The organism is Erwinia sp. (assembly GCF_049696395.1).
Taxonomy (GTDB): Bacteria; Pseudomonadota; Gammaproteobacteria; order Enterobacterales; family Enterobacteriaceae; genus Erwinia.
In genome coordinates this window covers 13,663-32,740 of the sequence record NZ_JBAVTT010000042.1, presented here as the reverse complement: position 1 = coordinate 32,740, position 19,078 = coordinate 13,663, and the positions used below count along the sequence as shown (strand labels likewise).

The window sequence follows — 19,078 nt, the reverse complement described above, 5'->3', positions numbered from 1 at the left end:
TACCCTCCACAGAAACCGTTATTACAGTTTCTTCGCCTTTTCTACAGCTTCTTCGATGGAACCAACCATGTAGAAAGCCTGCTCTGGCATATGGTCGAATTCACCTTCCATGATGCCTTTAAAGCCACGGATGGTATCTTTCAGAGACACATATTTGCCAGGTGAACCGGTGAAGACTTCTGCCACGAAGAACGGCTGGGACAGGAAACGCTGCATCTTACGAGAGCGTGCTACCACCAGTTTGTCTTCTTCAGACAGTTCGTCCATACCGAGGATGGCGATGATGTCTTTCAGTTCCTGATAACGCTGCAGCAGGGACTGAACGCCACGCGCAGTGTCGTAGTGCTCCTGACCAACAACCAGTGGATCCAGCTGACGGCTGGTAGAATCCAGTGGGTCAACCGCTGGGTAGATACCCAGAGAAGCGATCTGACGGCTCAGTACCACGGTTGCATCTAAGTGAGCAAAGGTGGTGGCTGGTGATGGGTCAGTCAAGTCATCCGCAGGAACGTAAACGGCCTGTACGGAAGTGATTGAACCGGTCTTGGTAGAGGTGATACGTTCCTGAAGAACGCCCATCTCTTCCGCCAGCGTTGGCTGATAACCTACTGCAGAAGGCATACGACCCAGCAGTGCTGATACTTCAGTACCGGCCAGGGTGTAACGGTAAATGTTATCGATGAACAGCAGAACGTCACGACCTTCGTCACGGAACTTCTCAGCCATGGTCAGACCGGTCAGCGCTACGCGCAGGCGGTTTCCTGGTGGCTCGTTCATCTGGCCATAGACCAGTGACACTTTATCGATAACGTTGGAGTCGGTCATTTCGTGGTAGAAGTCGTTCCCTTCACGGGTACGCTCGCCCACACCGGCAAAGACAGAGAAACCTGAGTGCTCAGCCGCAATGTTACGGATCAGCTCCATCATGTTTACTGTTTTACCTACACCAGCACCACCGAACAGACCGACTTTACCGCCTTTAGCAAACGGACACATCAGGTCGATAACTTTGATGCCGGTTTCCAGCAGCTCTTGCGAGTTTGACTGATCTTCGTAAGAAGGAGCAGGACGGTGAATAGCCCAACGCTCTTCTTCGCCGATGTCGCCTTTCATATCGATAGGCTCACCCAGCACGTTCATGATACGGCCCAGTGTGGCAACGCCCACTGGCACTTCAATCGGGTGCTCAAGGTCAACCGTTTCCAGACCGCGCTTCAGGCCGTCGGAAGACCCCATGGCGATGGTACGAACAACGCCACCACCCAGCTGCTGCTGGACTTCCAGCACCAGACGAGCATCACCATTTTGAACCTCAAGGGCGCTGTACACTTGTGGTACTGCGTCCTGAGGGAACTCGACGTCCACTACGGCGCCGATTACCTGGACAATCTTTCCAGTAGCCATCTTGAATCCTCTACCTAATTCGTTCATACCCCGCCGCTAACAGCTGGCAGGGTATACCTGGTTAAACCGCGGAGGCCCCACCGACAATCTCGGTAAGTTCCTGGGTGATGCTGGCCTGACGAGCTTTGTTGTATACCAACTGCAGCTCTTTGATCAGGTTTCCGCCGTTGTCGGTTGCGGATTTCATCGCCACCATACGTGCGGCCTGCTCGCTGGCCAGGTTCTCTACAACACCCTGGTAAACCTGGGACTCGACGTAGCGACGCAGTAATGTGTCCAGCAGCGCTTTCGGATCCGGCTCATACAGATAATCCCAGGTACTCTTCTTCACCACGCCTTCGCTCTCATCTGCTGGCGGTAACGGCAGCAACTGAACGATTTGTGGAGACTGGGACATGGTGTTGATAAATTTGTTGCTGACGATAAACAGCTTGTCGAGACGACCTTCGTCATAGGCTTGCAGCATCACTTTCACTGGGCCAATCAGATCGGACAGGGAAGGTTTATCTCCCATGCCGGTCACCTGGGCAACAACGTTGCCACCGACAGAGCTGAAGAACGAAAGGCCTTTCGATCCGATAATCGCGAGATCGCTCTCAACGCCTTTCTCAGACCAGCTTTTCATATCTGCCAGCACGCGTTTGAACAAGTTAATGTTCAAACCACCACAAAGCCCGCGGTCGGTAGACACGACCAGATAGCCAACGCGCTTAACGTCACGCTCGTCCAGGTATGGGTGTTTGTACTCCAGATTCCCTAACGCAATGTGACCAATCACTTTGCGCATGGTCTCTGCATAAGGACGGCTGGCCGCCATGCGTTCTTGCGATTTACGCATTTTAGAGGCAGCGACCATCTCCATCGCTTTGGTGATCTTCTGCGTGTTCTGGACGCTTCCGATCTTACTACGTATCTCTTTTGCGCCGGCCATAAGCTTCTCCTCAAAGCCTTGCGGCTTGTCCCCTAAGAGACAAGCCGCCAGACATTACCAGGACTGGGTTTTCTTAAACGTTTCGAGGAGGCCTTTCAGCTTCTCTTCGATTTCGCCGTTATAGTTACCAGCCTGGTTGATTTCAGCCATCAGCTCAGCGTGATCGCGATCCGCAAAAGCCAGCAGCGCCGCTTCGAAGCTACCGATTTTCGCCAGTTCGACGTCAGTCAGGAAGCCACGCTCGGCCGCAAACAGCACCAGACCCTGCTGCGCTACAGACATCGGCGCATACTGTTTCTGTTTCAGGAGCTCGGTCACTTTCTGACCGTGGCTCAGCTGCTTACGGGTCGCTTCGTCCAGATCGGAAGCGAACTGAGAGAACGCTGCCAGTTCACGATACTGTGCCAGAGCGGTACGGATACCACCGGACAGTTTCTTGATGATCTTGGTCTGAGCTGCACCACCCACACGGGATACCGAAATACCCGGGTTAACTGCTGGACGAATACCAGAGTTAAACAGGTTGGTTTCCAGGAAGATCTGACCATCAGTAATCGAGATTACGTTGGTCGGAACGAACGCAGAAACGTCGCCAGCCTGAGTTTCGATAATTGGCAGTGCGGTCAGTGAACCGGTTTTCCCTTTCACTTCGCCTTTGGTAAACGCTTCAACGTACTCAGCGTTAACGCGAGAAGCACGCTCCAGCAGACGGGAGTGGAGATAGAACACGTCACCAGGGAACGCTTCACGACCTGGCGGACGGCGCAGCAGCAGGGAAACCTGACGGTAAGCAACAGCCTGTTTAGACAGGTCATCGTACACGATCAGTGCATCTTCACCGCGGTCACGGAAGTATTCGCCCATGGCGCAACCAGCATACGGAGCCAGGTACTGCAGAGCAGCAGACTCAGAAGCGGTAGCCACAACAACGATGGTGTTAGCCAGCGCATTGTGTTCTTCCAGTTTGCGAACCACGTTAGCGATAGTCGACGCTTTCTGACCGATAGCGACGTACACACACTTGATGCCAGAATCACGCTGGTTGATGATCGCATCGATCGCCATCGCGGTTTTACCGGTCTGACGGTCACCGATGATCAGCTCACGCTGGCCACGGCCGATTGGGATCATCGCATCGACTGACTTGTAGCCAGTCTGTACAGGCTGGTCAACGGACTGGCGATCGATTACGCCTGGTGCAATCACTTCGATTGGCGAGAAGCCATCGTTGTCGATTGCGCCTTTACCGTCGATTGGTGCACCCAGGGTGTTCACCACGCGGCCTAACAGGCCACGACCAACGGGTACTTCAAGAATACGGCCAGTACACTTAACTTTCATGCCTTCGGCAAGGTCAGCGTAGGGGCCCATCACTACTGCACCCACGGAGTCACGCTCCAGGTTCAGTGCGATTGCGTAACGGTTGCCCGGCAGTGCGATCATCTCACCCTGCATAACATCGGCCAGGCCGTTTACGCGGATGATGCCGTCACTGACGGTAACAATAGTGCCTTCATTGTGAGCTTCGCTCACTACATTGAACTGAGCAATGCGCTGCTTGATCAGTTCGCTGATTTCGGTGGAATTCAGTTGCATATGCTCCAGTCCCCTTAAGACTGCAAGACGTCTGTAAGACGCTCGAGACGGCCGCGTACGCTGCCGTCAATGACCATATCACCCGCTCGGATGATTACGCCTGCCAATACAGATTTATCGATTTTGCAATTCAGCTTAACTTTGCGTGACAGACGTTTTTCCATAGCGGCGCTGATTTTGGTCAGCTGTTCGTCACTCAGTGTAATGGATGAGATTACCTCAACGTCCGCGGTCGCATCATATGCGGCACGTAGTTGGATAAACTGAGCCAGTACAGCGGGAAGCGCTGGTAAACGTTTGTTTTCAGCCATGACCTTAACAAGGTTCTGACCGGCTTCATCCAGTTGATCACCACAGATAGCGATGAACTGTGCAGACAACGCTTCCGGCGCAGTTGCGCCGGAAAGAAGATCTGCTACCTGTTCATTGCTGGCTACCTCGGTAGCGAACGCCAGCATCTGCTGCCAGCTTTCGACACTTTGATGCTCAACAGCAAAGTCAAAAGCTGCTTTGGCGTAGGGGCGAGCTACAGTAGTAAAATCAGACATCAGCCCCTTCCTCCTTACAGTTCAGCGACCAGTTTATCAACGATGTCGCTGTTAGCAGCTTCATCCACGGAACGTTCAATGATTTTCTCGGCGCCGGCAATTGCCAGCATCGCGACTTGCTTCCGCAACTCTTCACGTGCACGTTTACGCTCAGCATCAATTTCAGCCTGCGCCTGGGTGACGATCTTGTTACGTTCCTGCTCAGCCTCAGCTTTGACTTCGTCCAGGATCTGCGAACGGCGCTTGTTAGCTTGTTCGATGATTACCTGAGCTTCTTCTTTCGCTTTCTTCAGCTGATCGGTCGCATTAGCCTGCGCGAGATCCAAATCTTTTTTGGCACGTTCAGCGGAAGCAAGGCCTTCGGCAACTTCTTTCTGGCGCTTTTCGATAGCGGCCATCAAAGGCGGCCATACGTACTTCATGCAGAACAGGACAAACAGGATGAACGCGATAGCCTGGCCGAGGATTGTTGCGTTAATGTTCACAGCACAATGCCTCTTGTTAAGTTAACTTTTTCTCCGGCTGGCAAGCCAACCGGAAGAATCCGTTCATCACCTGACATAACATCCGGCGATGAACTATCGGTTATTACGCGACAGCAAACATCACGTACAGACCCAGACCAACAGCGATCATTGGGATTGCATCCACCAGACCCATTACAACAAAGAACTGCGTACGCAGCAGAGGGATAAGATCCGGTTGACGCGCAGCGCCTTCCAGGAATTTGCCTCCGAGGATGCCGATACCGATTGCAGCACCGATTGCCGCTAAGCCCATCATCACAGCGGCAGCCATGTACAGCAGATCCATATTCAGGTTTTCCATGACAGTCTCCAGTTTGTTTCAGTTAAAACGCAGTAGTTTAAGTAAAAAATCAATGTTCTTCAGATGCCATCGACAGATAGACAATCGTTAAGACCATGAAAATGAAAGCCTGCAACGAAATGATCAGGATGTGGAAAATGGCCCAAGGCACATTCAGGATCCACTGTGACCACCACGGCAACAGACCGGCAATCAGGATAAAAATCAATTCACCCGCATACATGTTTCCGAACAGTCGCAGACCCAGAGATACCGGTTTGGACAGCAGGCTCACACCTTCCAGAATCAGGTTGATCGGAATGAAAATCGGGTGATTGAAGGGTTGCAGAGTCAGCTCTTTCGTAAAGCCGCCAATGCCTTTCATCTTGATGCTGTAGAACAGAATCAAAACAAATACGCCAAGCGCCATAGACAGCGTGATGTTCACGTCTGCAGAAGGCACCACACGCAACGCTGGCAAACCTAAGACGTGCTCACCGATGTACGGCAGGAAGTCTATAGGCAGCAGGTCCATGAAGTTCATCAGGAACACCCAGACGAAAATCGTCAGGGCCAGCGGTGCGATTAATTTGCTTTTACCGTGATACATGTCGCGGACGTTGTCGTCGACAAAACCAATTACCAACTCAATCGCGGCCTGCATTTTACCCGGTACGCCGCTGGTGGCTGATTTCGCAACTTGACGAAACAGCACCAGAAACACCAGTCCGAGCACCACAGAGAAAAACATGGAGTCGATATTTAGTACCCAGAACGACGGTGCGTCGTGTGGATTCACTAGCTCGAAGGTACGCAGATCAAGCTGAAGGTTCTTCAGGTGATGACCTATGTATTCCTGCGGCGTAGAGATTTCTCCTGCAGCCATGATGCCTCTTACCCTTTGTTGTTAATTACAGCCGGTGCGACGATTTGCACAATCAGCACCGATAACCAGGTCAGTCCGAGCGGTGTAAACGCCGCCCCAAATACTGCCAGCGCCAACACTAACAGGAGAATGGTAGCCAGAACCTTCAGTACCTCACCCAGTAAAAAGGTCCAGGCTATGCGCCCTTTCACTGGATCTCCTGCCTGATGACGCCAGGCAAAAATCATAAACACAATATTTGGCAGCCAGGCCGCCAGTCCACCCGCGAGGGCGGACAAGCCCCACGCCAGATCTTTCAGGGCAAACAACGCGCCGATTACGACGAAGGTCACCAGCTGAAGCATCAGCACGGTTCGGGCAAATTTTACTCTGTAAAGGGACACTGACATGACGCTGAAACTCTCCTGCCCCGATAGGGGTATGTCGCGTGTCGTATAAAACTGCCTTTGCTCTTTTGAGTCAAGCAGCAAAAAACGAGCAAATTATACGGTGCGCCCCTGCGATTTCAATGGATAAGTAGCGAAAAGGTGAACAATTATTTAAATTTCTTTCCACAGGCCTGTTTTTCAAAATTGTAAAGAACAGCAAACCGAGTGAAATTTCCTGCAATAGCCGACAAAGCTTGCTCATAAAGCGTGCGTGCGATCACATTTCAGTAACTTAATGCTTAACTTCTGTTCAGGGTTAATCCCAAACCAGTGAAAACAAAATTATAAAAATAATTAAAAATCAATAAGTTAACTTGAAATAATGTAAATATGGCAATTGTTGTTAATTAAAAGCGCTTATTGACATTCATGGCAACTAATTCTTGCCCTTAAAGCCATTACTCACGCCGATTTATAAAGGGGATATATTTTCCTGTGTGACGACTCAGGCGAGGATGATGACGGCGAAAGGTGATGCTTATGATAATGAAATGTGAAATTAAGGTTAAATATTGCTAATCGTGTCGGATAATTTCAGCCTGTACTTTTAACCTTGTCGAAACAACAGGCGGCGGAAAAAAGTGTCGATGAGATCGTTCAACCGATGCATTTTCAGACAACACCCAGGTTCGCCAGACACACCGAATGTTGTCACCCCAAAAGATAGTCACTGTACTTAACTAAAATCCAGTAACATAAAGCACTTACAAACAATAAGCCTATTCAGCTTTTAGGGGATAATTGGCCGCAAAAACGGCGATTTCGCACCCGGTAGAATGACTGAAAAAGCCGCAACTGCTGCTTATTTCGCCACGTTGACCACGATCAGATGACGCTCACCTTCCAGCTGCGGCACCGCTAATTTCACTACCCGATCAACAGAAAATCCGGCAGGTAAGGAAGCCAGTTCGTCGTCAGGAACTACCCCTTTCAGAGCATAAAACTGGCCCGTTTGACCTGGCAAATGGTGGCACCAGCTGAGCATATCATTCAAAGACGCAAACGCCCGACTAATCACGCCATCAAACGGGGGTTCGGCTGGAAAGTCCTCTACCCTACTCTGCACTGGCTCAATGTTCGTCAGTTTGAGTTCATGCTGAACCTGTTTCAGGAAGCGTATACGCTTACCTAAGCTATCCAGCAGGGTGAAATGCGCCTCCGGGCGAACAATGGCTAACGGCACGCCTGGTAAGCCTGGGCCGGTACCAACATCAATAAAGCGGCTGCCTCGTAGATGAGGCTCAACCACAATGCTGTCCATAATGTGGCGGATCAGCATCTGTTCAGGGTCGCGTACCGACGTCAGATTATAGGCTTTATTCCACTTGTTCAGCATCTCAACATAGCCCACCAGCTGTTTTTTTTGCTGATCGGACAGAGAAATAGCGGCTGCTTTGAGCAGCGAAGTGAGTTTAGTGATCACAATGAGGTCCTGTGAGGGATTTTGGGGGAATTTATTCGTCCCGCCTGACAAATACAAGAGGGGCGAGAAAAATCCCGCCCCTCTTACCTGCTGACTGTCAGTGAAGAATCAGGCGCTTTTACGCAGCAAGCCCTGCTTTTTCAGGTAGATCAGCAAAATGGAAATGGCTGCTGGCGTGATCCCTGAAATACGGGAGGCCTGGCCAATCGATCCTGGTTTGTGATCGTTGAGCTTGGCAATAACCTCATTAGAGAGGCCGCTAACCTGTTGATAATCCAGTTCTGCCGGGAGCAAGGTGTTTTCATTGCGCTGCTGGCGATTAATCTCTTCCTGCTGACGCGCAATGTACCCTTCGTACTTCACCTGAATCTCAACCTGTTCAGCAGCCTGAGGATCGGTCAGTGCCGGAGCAAAGGTGCTCAGCGTCATCAGCTGGTGATAGGTCATTTCCGGACGGCGAAGCAGATCTTCTCCGCTGGCTTCCTTGGTCAGGGCCGCGCTTAGCACGGTGTTCACTTCTTCCACGCTTGCAGATTTCGGATGCACCCAGATATCACGCAGACGCTGACGCTCTTTCTCAATGCTTTCCAGCTTCTCATTGAAGCGAGCCCAGCGAGCATCATCAACCAGCCCCAGTTCACGACCCGCTTCTGTCAGACGAAGATCGGCGTTGTCTTCACGCAGCATCAGACGATATTCAGCACGAGAGGTGAACATGCGGTACGGTTCTTTGGTACCAAGCGTGCAGAGATCGTCAACCAGTACGCCAAGGTAAGCCTGATCGCGACGCGGTGCCCAGGTCTCTTTGTCAGCAGACAGGCGACCGGCATTCATGCCAGCAAGCAGACCCTGAGCCGCCGCTTCTTCGTAACCGGTGGTGCCGTTGATCTGTCCGGCAAAGAACAGACCCTGGATATGTTTGCTTTCCAGCGTAGGTTTCAGATCGCGAGGATCGAAGAAATCGTACTCGATGGCATAGCCCGGTCGAACGATCTTCGCATTCTCCAGCCCTTTCATCGAACGCACGATCTGGATCTGAACATCAAACGGCAGGCTGGTAGAGATGCCATTTGGGTAAATCTCATTGCTGGTCAGGCCTTCCGGCTCCAGGAAGATCTGGTGTGCGTTACGATCGGCAAAACGCATCACTTTGTCTTCAATTGAAGGGCAGTAGCGTGGGCCAATGCCTTCAATCACGCCAGAATACATCGGACTGCGATCCAGGTTATTGCGGATCACATCATGGGTATTCTCATTGGTGTAGGTGATATAGCAAGGCACCTGTTGCGGATGCTGTGACACATTGCCCATGAACGAGAAGACCGGCATTGGAGTATCACCGTGCTGCGGATCAAGCACGCTGAAATCAATGGTTCTGGCATCGATACGTGGAGGTGTCCCGGTTTTCAGACGGCTGACACGCAAAGGCAGTTCACGCAGACGACGAGCCAGAGGGATCGAAGGGGGATCCCCAGCACGACCGCCGCTGTAGTTATCCAGTCCGATATGAATTTTGCCATCAAGGAAAGTTCCGACCGTCAGAACAACAGACTTAGCACGGAATTTCAGTCCCATCTGGGTTACAGCACCGACAACACGACCGTTCTCAACGATAAGATCGTCTACCGCCTGCTGGAAGATCATCAGGTTTGGCTGATTCTCTAACGCAGTACGAACGGCCTGTCGGTACAGCACGCGGTCTGCCTGAGCACGGGTAGCCCGAACTGCAGGGCCTTTGCTCGCGTTTAGTATCCTAAACTGTATGCCAGCCTGATCGATGGCATGTGCCATCAGCCCGCCAAGTGCGTCCACTTCCTTAACCAGATGTCCTTTGCCAATACCACCGATCGCCGGGTTACAGGACATTTGTCCAAGCGTATCAATGTTATGGGTTAATAGCAGGGTTTGCTGACCCATACGGGCAGCCGCCATTGCGGCTTCGGTACCCGCATGACCACCACCGATTACGATGACGTCAAAAGGATCTGGATAAAACATGGAACTGCACCTCGCGATTGTGCGATTTAGGGAGAGTGTTATCAGGGCGTGGATTCTACTCAACTTTAGACGATGGGGAAAGCGCACTGCCCGGTGTGTATTAAAAAGAAGATCTTTTTTATCTAGAGATCTCTTTGTTAGATCTTCTATTAGGATCGACGATCTCTGTGGATAAGCCTTTTTTCCTGATAACGATCATCATCTTATTAAGGATCGTTAGCTGTGAAAGATCGGTGATCCTACGGCGTATAAGCTGGGATCTAAATGGCACTTTATCCACAGGCTCCGGCGAGTAGTGAAGTTGTTCTTGGGATAACAACCGGTTATTACCGGGTTTTAAGCATAGTTATACACAAACGATCGCCACTTAAATGAACAAAAAGGGACAATATTTACAAAACCTGGCCACTTTTTTTCGATCTGGCGGCCAAAATCAGCACGATCCTGCTGCCAGCGATCCTCATTTGAGCAGGTTTTTCCAACTTTCCACCCAAACCTCAGCGGGATCCTCAGGGATCTCATGTTCCAGCACATCTATATCCAGACGATCGCCGATCCGTTGAGCGCCACAGGAGATTAACAGCTCGTCGATCTTCTCTATTGCACCACAGAAGAGATCGTATTCTCGGTTGCCAATTCCCACTGCACCGTAACGTAGCTGAGACAGATCGGGCTTCTTCTCTGACAGTTCATCAAACAAAGGCTGCAGATTGTCAGGCAGATCGCCCGCACCGTGAGTAGAGCAAACCACCAACCAGGTGCCTTCAGTGCTGAGTTCTTCCAGTTCCGGACCGTGAAGTAACTCGGTTGAAAAGCCCGCGTCCTCCAGCTTCTCCGCCAGAAGTTCAGCCACATATTCAGCGCTGCCTAAGGTGCTACCGGTGATTAACGTAATGTCAGCCATTTATTGAAGATCCCTGTACGGCAAAGGCGGGTATTGTACGCTGTGATCAAGCAGGGATCTACCTGTGGAAAAAAGGGGTTTTATGAGGGGCACCTGGTTTACTTGCCATTTTCAATTCGGGCAGTGCTCGCTGTCCTCACAGACTAAAGTCTGCTGCGGGAGCTGCGCGCTGGCCAAATCGAAACTGACTGCGACACCGACGGTGCATATGTCTGTGGGATAAAAATCAAAGGATCAGCTGTGGATAATTTTGTGCACAGATCAGGGCTTGATGGTGCGCATAATAGGGTTCTGCAGGGAGATAAGGGTCTCGGTGGACTGGATTTCATCAATGGTCTGGATCTTGTTGATCAACACCAGTTGCAGGGCATCGATCGATCGGCACATCACCTTGATGAAGATGCTGTAGTGTCCGGTGGTGTACCAGGCTTCCACCACTTCATCCAGCGCTTCGAGTTTTGCTACCGCAGCGGGATAGTCGCGGGCACTTTTTAAAATGATGCCGATAAAGCAGCAGACGTCATAGCCCAGATGCTTGGGATCAATCTCCAGGCGCGTGCCTTTGATAATCCCGGCTTGTTTCATTTTCTCTACTCGAACGTGGATGGTGCCCGGACTGACGTTGAACACTTTAGCCAGTTCAGCATAGGCGGTTCGGGCATTTTCCATTAACGCATTAAGGATGCCACGATCGAGACTGTCAATTTGCAGGTTATCCGCCATGATGGCTCCTGAGTTAAGGAATGTTCAGTGTATAGCAGGATAATGTGCAGGAAAGAGAGCAGGCAGGCAATATTATTGTGGAATAAACAGCGGGCACAGGGCGTGCCCGCTGGAGAGGGTTATCGCTTACGCCACACTGTCAGCTGGGCAACGGTGTGCTGATACTTACGGGCTGTTTCACGGATGACGAAAGGCACATCCTGTGGCGCGGCAATCTCTTCGAAATCGACGGCCAGCAGACGTTGCAACGCCTGATAGGTTGTCAGGGCTTCTCCGTTCTCGCGGAGGCCACCAAGCCAGTTCTCCTTCGGCGTAAAGTCCTCCAGCCAGGTATAAGGCGAGGAGAGCATCAGCACGCCACCAGATCGGATCATTGCCGTGACGTCCTGCAGGAAGCGTTTAGGGTAGCGCAGGCGGTCGATCAGGTTGGAAGCCAGCACCAGATCATATCGATCGGGCTGCGGCTTCAGGTTACAGGCATCTCCCTGCACAAACTGAATGCGGTTGGCCTGTTCCGGGCCCAGATCGAAATCTTTCAGACGCACCTGACGGTATTCCACCAGGTCGCCTTCTTCCTGCGTGACATAACGGAAGTCTTCGCCGCTGGTCAGCTGAATGGCAACATCAATAAAGCGGGCGGAGTAGTCCATCCCCACTACTTCACTGAAGTGACGGGCAAGTTCAAAGCTGGCGCGGCCTGTTGCACACCCGATATCCAGCGCGCGACCGCGTTTATCGGTCATCTGGCAGGCAATATCGACCAGCGCTTTGCCGTAGTTAGGCGTGGCGAAGTAGTCCGGACCGTACTGGAAGTCGAGATACTGCGAAACCATGCTGTCGGTTTCATACGGGTTCAGCATCTGTTTTTCCTGGTGCGTGGAGACGACATAGCGGAAGCCTGCATGCTGGAAAAAGTGACGACGGAAGGCATAACGAGCGGATTTCAGCGCTTCGTTACCGGTAGAAATCCAGCTGCCGCCTTTGATTAGCGCATGTTTGCCATCAAAGGTCGGCGTGGAGAAGTCATCATATAAAGGATGAACCCTGAATCCTTCCAGCCCATTGGTTGGTGTGGTGGTCCACTGCCAGACGTTACCAATCAGATCGTAGAACTCGCCCTGAGCAAAATGATCGACAGGACAGGAGGAAGCCCACCAGGCCAGATTGAGATTGCCCGGCGCTTCGGGCCAGTTTGTCTGGTCGCTTTTCACCTGCTCACGCAGCAGCAGCCACTCAGGCTCTGCGGGTAACTGAACGGATTGTCCCGTTTCATTCGCTTTCCAGCGGCAGAACGCGGCCGCTTCCAGCTGATTCACTTCTGCTGGCCAGTCCCACGGCATGGCCACTTCTTCCGCCATCAGGCGCAATTTCAGTGCGTCAGGTTTGGTGGCAGAGCCTACCCAGAACGTCGGCTGAGTGGCTTTGGCAAAGTCACGCCAGCCCAGACCCTCTTCATCCCACCAGCGGGCGTTCTGATAACCGCCTGCGGTGACAAATTCAAAGAACTCGGCGTTGCTGGTCAGCATCTTGCTGGCTTTGAAAGGCTTCACGTCGGTGGTCAGCGTGCCGTATTCGTTATCCCAGCCGTAAGTATCGTCGCTTTTCCCCTGTGTGACCTTTGCGCCTTCAACGGGCACCAGCGAGTTCTCAGGCACTGCGTTGCGGTCATGACGAGCGGAAGGGCAAGCTGGCCAGTGCGCCTGAGGTTTCACCCACTCAATCGGTAACTGACGGATCAGCACGCTGGAGGTTTCCAGATGGATGCGCTCGTGCTCAATGCCCATCAGGATCACCCAGGCTGGGCTGTCCCAGCCAATCGGTAAGGCAAGCGGCATCTCTTTAATGAAGTTTTCGATAAGTGAACGGACTTTGCCGCGATAGTCGCGCAGTTCCGCTACGGTCGGCCACTGATAGTTGCTGGTATCCAGATCGTCCCAGCTCATCTCATCTACGCCGATCGCCATCATCGCTTCGATGCTGTCATCTACGCGGTTATCCAGTAGCCCGCCAGCCATCATTTTATTGATATAGAACGTGGCGGTATGGCCATAATAGAAGATCAGCGGATGGCGCAGGGAGATCGCCTTGGTGTAATAAGCTTTTTCATCGGCAAGGCAGTCAAACAGGCTCTCATACAGAGACCAGGTCTGATTGAAGTACTCGAGAATTTCCTGACGCTTTTGGTCAATGCTGCCACCGCTCAAAAGCAGTGTGCGGGTAGGTGCTGGTAATCCTGATGCGGTGTCTTGTTGTTTTGCTGTCACGTAATGCTCCCAATCTGCCTGTTGGCTAAAGCGTACACATGACTATAGCAAATAAGCATTTCCAGATTGTGTCTCAGGGAGAACTAGCGCTGCCAGCGACGCAGCAGGCGACTTTTAAGGCCGGTATCAAAGCGCCAGATATGGTCGAAAATTCGCATGATGCCGGGTTTTCCATGATCGGACAGCGCAACGGCATGAAAGCGCTGCTGCTGTTTCAGCTGGTGCTGTTTAATTCTTTTGACCAGCTCTTCAGGCAGGCGCTGGGCAATAAAATCGGAGATGATCACCGCATCGGCATCGTTCCACACTGGCGTGGCCAGCTTCAGCAAAACGGAATCCAGGCAGGCAGCCAGATCGGTACCGCCTCGGAAACGCTGGCTGAGGAAGCGAATAGCCTGAGCGATGCCATCGCCAGCCGTCAGTTCATAGGCCACCACTTCATGGGCGAACAGCATAATGTAGCAACGCCGGTTATCTGCCAGCGCCACTTTCAGTAAGGCCAGGCAAAATGCCTTGGCGCAACGTTCGTTGAAGCCGCCCATTGAGCCAGAGGTGTCCACACAGACGATGAAAGGTCCACGTGGCTGTTGGTCATGATGCTGATGACTGACCGGCCTGAGCGTGACTTTGTCGTGCCAGCCTTCGCCCTGCAGGCGATAGGTCAACAGCCTTTTCTCCACCAGCCGACGGTAGAACTCTATTTCAAGCTCACTGATGCCAAGGGTGACCAGTTCGGGGGGCAGCAGGCGCAGAATGTCGTCGCTTTGATGCAGGCCACTGACCTCTTCCGGCACGCTTTCAGGCTCACGAACCAGCTGATGAAACTCTTCCAGCGGGGCATCTTCTGTCGGCACCGCTTTCGCTTCTTTGCTGCGACCCAGTTGTTCAGCCAGCTTCAGCAGGGCCGGCTGTTGCGCCAGGAAGTCGCCGTACTCAACGATCAGCTGATAATCGCCCCGTTGCAGCGGCGTTTTAGTCAAATCCCACAGCCTGCCTGCAGCGGCTTCATCATTGTCAGACAAAACCTCCGCCAGCTGGCCGCTCATTGCCAAACGCTGCTGAAGCTCAGCCAGCAGCTTTTCTCGCTCCTGATCCAGCAGTTGCTGATTCAGCGTCAGTGTTTGCAGCGTCAGACTTAATCGCCAGCGCTGCAAAAACAGGGTCTGCTGGGCCTGGCTGATAGCGGCGAGATCGGCATTATCCACCAGTTGCTGGGCTTTTTCGCCAAAGGGAGAGTGATGTTCGGTGAGGTAAGCCAGCAGTTCAGGGAGTTTCTGGCAAAACTGAGTATGACTAAAACCCTGAAACTGCTGGAAAAGCGCAAATTCTGCCGCCAGATCTTCCGGCACTGAAGTGGTTTTCAGCTGCTCCAGGACTTCTGTCTTCCAGCGCGGGAGATCGCGCAGCAGCGCTTTCTTCATGCCGGGGAATTTTTCAAAAAAAAGCGCCAGCTGTGGGCTGGCGAGCAGGGCGATAACTAACTCTTCGAGCAGATCACCTTCGCTGATCGTCAGAAGTGCGCTCAGCGTATCTAACGAAATCACCGGCGCGCCTGCTTCAACTGATCGGCAACTTGCTGCAGGCTTTCTTCGATTTTTGCTAACCAGTCATCGCTGATAAACAGGCAACGCTGATGCTGGCTGAACAGCGTGCGCTGACTGCGCAGTAGCGTGTCCACTTCGTCCAGCGCCTGCACAATCTCTTCCGGCAGCCCGCTGGCCTGTTGTTTACCCGGCAGCATCAATCGGGTGGATTGCAGACTGACATCCCGCAGCGTCAGGCAGTCGTTGCCGTCTACATGCAGATCCAGCGTCTGTGCAAAGCCAATCCCATTAAGCTTGCCTCGAATATCGCCGCTTTTTTGCAGCCAGTGATGCAGCGGTTCGCGTGCTATCACTACGTGAGTCACCTGCATATCGTGCAGCATCAGCGGTTTTTGCAGCATCAGCGTCAGGGAGTCCTCCGCCAGGCTGGCTGGCAGTTCGTAATGAGGCTTGCGGCTGAACATCCCGCCGTGTTTCTCCAGGCGGATCGCCTGCTCCACGCTTTTTTCCTGCTGTAACGCCAACCGGCGTGACGCTATTTGTTGCAATTTAATCAGCATCGGCTGCTGCTGCCAGGCCTGCTGAGTGATCAGGTTATCGATTTCCCGATCCAGCAGTTTCATTGAGGAAACGTCATGCCACAGGCAATCTTTCAGCAGGATCAGATCGACCGGAGCAATGCTGTTACGCCCGCTGTAAAACGCGCAGGCTTGCAGTAAATGGAGGGCTTTTTTCCAGCGGCGATCGGAGATATAAGGCGCTTCGGGCTGGTTTTCCATCTGCTGGCGCAGCAGGAAGATCAGTTCAAAGACATCGTCAGTCAGCGAGACCTGAGCAATGCCTTTCTGCCATTCGCTATACTCTTCATCTGTGATGCACAGGGAGTCTGCCACTGGGTTGAGGGTTTCATCCTGCTGGTGGGTGAGCATGCTGCGAAAGTTTTGCTTCTCATGCACGTTATCCAGCCACAGGCGAATCAACATGCGGTCATACAGCGCTTCCAGCCCGCTGTCAGCTTCTGGCAGCTCGTTCGACGCGGTAACCAGCAAACGCATTGGGATTTTTTCTTCGCTGTCACCGTTGCGGAAACGACGTTCGTTGATGGCTGTCAGCAAGGTATTGAGGATCGCCGGACCCGCTTTCCAGATTTCATCCAGGAACACGATTTCGGCATCTGGCAGATAGCCTTTGGTCAGACGCTGGTAGCGACCTTCGTCTTTTAGTGCCTGAATAGAGAGAGGGCCAAACACTTCTTCCGGCGTGGAAAAGCGGGTCATCAGGTATTCAAAGGCGCGGGAATGTTGAAAAGCGTACTTGAGGCGGCGGGCAATCAGACTCTTGGCAATGCCCGGCGGGCCCAGTAAAAAGACGCTTTCGCCGCTCAGCGCAGCCAACAGGCAGAGGCGAATCGCGTGGTGCCGCTCATAAAGTCCCTTTTCTAATGCATTGCTGAGGCGGGCGATTCTTTCCGCAAGTAAATGGGGCTGGGGCATATTCAAACATTCATCCTTTTCTACGGTCTGGCCAGCAGGGTGACTGGCGAGCGCAAACACTACTGGCTATGATGCTTGAAAGAGTTGATACGAGTCAGCTTTTTTCTTGTCAAAGAGTGACGTAGGGCAGTGAAGTCATTTCTCTTAACGTAATAAGGATAGGCATTCATCATGATTCATGCATACTGTGCGCGTTTTGATGGCTTGATGAGCTGTGCGCAATCCCGCGTCAGTCGGCTCCAACAAAAGACTAGTTTATGAGTTCTGAAAAGAAGCAGTCCCTTGGCGCAGTGACCTTAGCGGCCATCGGCGTCGTCTATGGCGATATCGGTACCAGCCCTTTATATACCCTTCGTGAATGCCTTTCCGGCCAGTTTGGCTTTGGGGTAGAACGTGACGCGGTGTTCGGTTTTCTCTCCCTGATTTTCTGGCTGTTAATCCTGGTGGTCTCTCTCAAGTACATCAGCTACGTGATGCGTGCAGATAACGCCGGGGAAGGCGGAATATTGACTCTGATGTCGCTGGCTGGCCGCAATACCGGGGCCAGAGCCACGGCGGTGCTGGTGATCATGGGACTGATTGGCGGCAGCTTCTTCTACGGAGAAGTGGTGATAACGCCTGCCGTATCGGTGCTCTCGGCGATTGAAGGTCTGGAGATCATCGCGCCAAATCTCGACACCTATATTGTGCCGATGGCAATAGGCGTCCTGACGCTGCTATTTATTATCCAGAAGCATGGCACCGGTATAGTCGGTAAGCTGTTCGCTCCGGTGATGCTGCTGTGGTTTATCGTGCTGGCGGTACTTGGCGCGCGCAGTATTATCGACAATCCTGATGTCCTGCATGCAATGAACCCTTACTGGGCGATGCATTTCTTTATGGAATATAAAGAGGTGTCCTTCTTTGCACTGGGCGCGGTAGTGCTGGCGATCACCGGTGTGGAAGCGCTGTATGCCGATATGGGGCATTTCGGTAAATTCCCGATCCGTCTGGCGTGGTTCATTGTGGTGCTGCCGTCGCTGGTGCTGAACTACTTCGGTCAGGGCGCGCTGTTGCTGAAAAACCCTGAAGCGATTAAAAACCCCTTCTTCCTGCTGGCACCCGACTGGGCGCTGATCCCGATGCTGATCCTGGCGACGCTGGCGACAGTGATCGCCTCTCAGGCGGTGATTTCAGGTGTCTTCTCGCTGACCCGGCAGGCCGTCCGTCTTGGCTATCTGCCGCCGATGCGCATTGTGCACACTTCCGAAGAAGAGTCTGGTCAGATTTATATCCCGGTCATCAACTGGCTGCTCTATTTCGCCGTGGTGATTGTGATTGTTGGTTTTCAGCACTCCAGCAACCTGGCGGCGGCTTACGGCATCGCCGTGACCGGAACCATGGTATTGACCGCTATTCTTTGTTCCACTGTGGCGATTAAAAACTGGCACTGGAACCGCTATCTGGTGCTGACGGTGCTGGTGGGCATGCTCTGTATCGATGTTTCGTTGTTCTCTGCCAACCTGGTGAAAGTGTTCTCTGGGGGGTGGTTGCCGCTGTGCCTGGCGCTGGTGATGTTTATCATCATGACCACCTGGAAAAGCGAGCGCTTCCGCCTGCTGCGCCGTATGCATGAACACGGCAATTCACTGGAAGCGATGATTGCGTCGTTAGAGAAATCGCCGCCGGTGCGTGTGCCTGGCACCGCGGTTTATATGTCCCGTGCGTTGAACGTTATTCCGTTCGCCATGCTGCACAACCTGAAGCACAACAAGGTGTTACATGAGCGAGTGGTGCTGCTGACGCTGCGAACGGAAGATGCACCTTATGTGCATAACGTCCGCCGTGTGACAATCGAACAGCTTTCGCCAACCTTCTGGCGTGTGGTAGCCAGTTATGGCTGGCGCGAAACGCCGAACGTGGAAGAGATTTTCCACCGCTGTGGGCTGGAAGGGCTGAGCTGCCGGATGATGGAAACCTCGTTCTTCATGTCGCATGAGTCGCTGATTATCGGAAAACGTCCGTGGTATCTGCGCCTGCGAGGCAAGCTGTTCCTGATGCTGCAGAAGAACGCGCTGCGCGCACCAGACCAGTTCGAAATCCCGCCTAACCGGGTGATTGAGTTAGGGACACAGGTCGAGATTTAAGTT

Annotated in this window: 16 protein-coding genes; 1 reads left to right on the top strand and 15 read right to left on the bottom strand. The window is 52.6% G+C overall.

What is annotated here, in order from left to right; translation table 11 throughout:
• Nucleotides 1–21: 21 nt before the first annotated feature.
• The 15 genes from atpD to ravA all read right to left on the bottom strand — a co-directional run bounded on the left by atpD (nucleotide 22) and on the right by ravA (nucleotide 16,949).
• Nucleotides 22–1,404 (bottom strand): F0F1 ATP synthase subunit beta, encoded by a 1,383-nt coding sequence (gene atpD, locus WCC56_RS05960; protein ID WP_424691488.1) that lies wholly within the window; start codon nucleotides 1,402–1,404, stop codon nucleotides 22–24.
• 61 nt (nucleotides 1,405–1,465) lie between these two features.
• Nucleotides 1,466–2,335 (bottom strand): F0F1 ATP synthase subunit gamma, encoded by an 870-nt coding sequence (atpG, locus tag WCC56_RS05955; protein ID WP_424691487.1) that lies wholly within the window; start codon nucleotides 2,333–2,335, stop codon nucleotides 1,466–1,468.
• Between the two features lie 54 nt (nucleotides 2,336–2,389).
• Nucleotides 2,390–3,931 carry a F0F1 ATP synthase subunit alpha gene (gene atpA, locus WCC56_RS05950; protein WP_424691486.1) on the bottom strand — a complete coding sequence of 514 codons (1,542 nt, stop codon included), beginning with the start codon at nucleotides 3,929–3,931 and terminating at the stop codon, nucleotides 2,390–2,392.
• 14 nt (nucleotides 3,932–3,945) lie between these two features.
• Entirely contained in the window at nucleotides 3,946–4,479 is a 534-nt protein-coding gene (gene atpH / locus WCC56_RS05945; RefSeq protein WP_424691485.1) for a F0F1 ATP synthase subunit delta, read from the bottom strand.
• Nucleotides 4,480–4,493: 14 nt separating this feature from the next.
• Nucleotides 4,494–4,964: a F0F1 ATP synthase subunit B gene (gene atpF / locus WCC56_RS05940; protein WP_013204591.1), complete on the bottom strand. Its 471-nt coding sequence runs from the start codon at nucleotides 4,962–4,964 to the stop codon at nucleotides 4,494–4,496.
• A gap of 103 nt (nucleotides 4,965–5,067) precedes the next feature.
• Nucleotides 5,068–5,307, bottom strand: a complete 240-nt coding sequence (atpE, locus tag WCC56_RS05935) for a F0F1 ATP synthase subunit C (protein ID WP_003849523.1) — start codon at nucleotides 5,305–5,307, stop codon at nucleotides 5,068–5,070.
• 49 nt (nucleotides 5,308–5,356) lie between these two features.
• Nucleotides 5,357–6,172: a F0F1 ATP synthase subunit A gene (gene atpB / locus WCC56_RS05930; RefSeq protein WP_424691484.1), complete on the bottom strand. Its 816-nt coding sequence runs from the start codon at nucleotides 6,170–6,172 to the stop codon at nucleotides 5,357–5,359.
• Between the two features lie 8 nt (nucleotides 6,173–6,180).
• Entirely contained in the window at nucleotides 6,181–6,561 is a 381-nt protein-coding gene (gene atpI, locus WCC56_RS05925; protein WP_424691483.1) for a F0F1 ATP synthase subunit I, read from the bottom strand.
• 841 nt (nucleotides 6,562–7,402) lie between these two features.
• Nucleotides 7,403–8,023, bottom strand: coding sequence for a 16S rRNA (guanine(527)-N(7))-methyltransferase RsmG (gene rsmG / locus WCC56_RS05920; RefSeq protein WP_424691482.1), 621 nt, complete (start codon nucleotides 8,021–8,023; stop codon nucleotides 7,403–7,405).
• A gap of 108 nt (nucleotides 8,024–8,131) precedes the next feature.
• Nucleotides 8,132–10,021 carry a tRNA uridine-5-carboxymethylaminomethyl(34) synthesis enzyme MnmG gene (gene mnmG, locus WCC56_RS05915; protein WP_424691481.1) on the bottom strand — a complete coding sequence of 630 codons (1,890 nt, stop codon included), beginning with the start codon at nucleotides 10,019–10,021 and terminating at the stop codon, nucleotides 8,132–8,134.
• A 460-nt stretch (nucleotides 10,022–10,481) separates the two neighbouring features.
• Complete coding sequence (gene mioC / locus WCC56_RS05910; RefSeq protein ID WP_424691480.1) at nucleotides 10,482–10,925, bottom strand: FMN-binding protein MioC; 444 nt, start codon at nucleotides 10,923–10,925, stop codon at nucleotides 10,482–10,484.
• A 261-nt stretch (nucleotides 10,926–11,186) separates the two neighbouring features.
• Nucleotides 11,187–11,648 (bottom strand): transcriptional regulator AsnC, encoded by a 462-nt coding sequence (asnC, locus tag WCC56_RS05905; protein ID WP_424691479.1) that lies wholly within the window; start codon nucleotides 11,646–11,648, stop codon nucleotides 11,187–11,189.
• A gap of 119 nt (nucleotides 11,649–11,767) precedes the next feature.
• Complete coding sequence (gene ovoA, locus WCC56_RS05900; protein WP_424691478.1) at nucleotides 11,768–13,912, bottom strand: 5-histidylcysteine sulfoxide synthase; 2,145 nt, start codon at nucleotides 13,910–13,912, stop codon at nucleotides 11,768–11,770.
• Nucleotides 13,913–13,995: 83 nt separating this feature from the next.
• On the bottom strand, nucleotides 13,996–15,456 hold the full coding sequence (gene viaA / locus WCC56_RS05895) for an ATPase RavA stimulator ViaA (RefSeq protein ID WP_424691477.1): 1,461 nt from the start codon (nucleotides 15,454–15,456) through the stop codon (nucleotides 13,996–13,998).
• Entirely contained in the window at nucleotides 15,453–16,949 is a 1,497-nt protein-coding gene (gene ravA, locus WCC56_RS05890; RefSeq protein ID WP_424691499.1) for an ATPase RavA, read from the bottom strand. Before ravA ends, viaA begins: the two co-directional genes overlap by 4 nt.
• A gap of 257 nt (nucleotides 16,950–17,206) precedes the next feature.
• On the opposite strand from ravA, the gene kup reads away from it, so the two are divergent.
• Complete coding sequence (gene kup / locus WCC56_RS05885; RefSeq protein ID WP_424691476.1) at nucleotides 17,207–19,075, top strand: low affinity potassium transporter Kup; 1,869 nt, start codon at nucleotides 17,207–17,209, stop codon at nucleotides 19,073–19,075.
• The last annotated feature ends 3 nt before the right edge of the window (nucleotides 19,076–19,078 follow it).

What these genes read in the sequence shown, in the direction of transcription:
- kup (WP_424691476.1), top strand. Translation starts at nt 17,207, where the DNA reads ATGAGTTCTGAAAAGAAGCAGTCCCTTGGCGCAGTGACCTTAGCGGCC.
- atpH (WP_424691485.1), bottom strand. Translation starts at nt 4,479, where the DNA reads ATGTCTGATTTTACTACTGTAGCTCGCCCCTACGCCAAAGCAGCTTTT.
- atpD (WP_424691488.1), bottom strand. Translation starts at nt 1,404, where the DNA reads ATGGCTACTGGAAAGATTGTCCAGGTAATCGGCGCCGTAGTGGACGTC.
- atpI (WP_424691483.1), bottom strand. Translation starts at nt 6,561, where the DNA reads ATGTCAGTGTCCCTTTACAGAGTAAAATTTGCCCGAACCGTGCTGATG.
- atpG (WP_424691487.1), bottom strand. Translation starts at nt 2,335, where the DNA reads ATGGCCGGCGCAAAAGAGATACGTAGTAAGATCGGAAGCGTCCAGAAC.
- atpB (WP_424691484.1), bottom strand. Translation starts at nt 6,172, where the DNA reads ATGGCTGCAGGAGAAATCTCTACGCCGCAGGAATACATAGGTCATCAC.
- atpE (WP_003849523.1), bottom strand. Translation starts at nt 5,307, where the DNA reads ATGGAAAACCTGAATATGGATCTGCTGTACATGGCTGCCGCTGTGATG.
- mnmG (WP_424691481.1), bottom strand. Translation starts at nt 10,021, where the DNA reads ATGTTTTATCCAGATCCTTTTGACGTCATCGTAATCGGTGGTGGTCAT.
- mioC (WP_424691480.1), bottom strand. Translation starts at nt 10,925, where the DNA reads ATGGCTGACATTACGTTAATCACCGGTAGCACCTTAGGCAGCGCTGAA.
- asnC (WP_424691479.1), bottom strand. Translation starts at nt 11,648, where the DNA reads ATGGCGGATAACCTGCAAATTGACAGTCTCGATCGTGGCATCCTTAAT.
- ravA (WP_424691499.1), bottom strand. Translation starts at nt 16,949, where the DNA reads ATGCCCCAGCCCCATTTACTTGCGGAAAGAATCGCCCGCCTCAGCAAT.
- atpA (WP_424691486.1), bottom strand. Translation starts at nt 3,931, where the DNA reads ATGCAACTGAATTCCACCGAAATCAGCGAACTGATCAAGCAGCGCATT.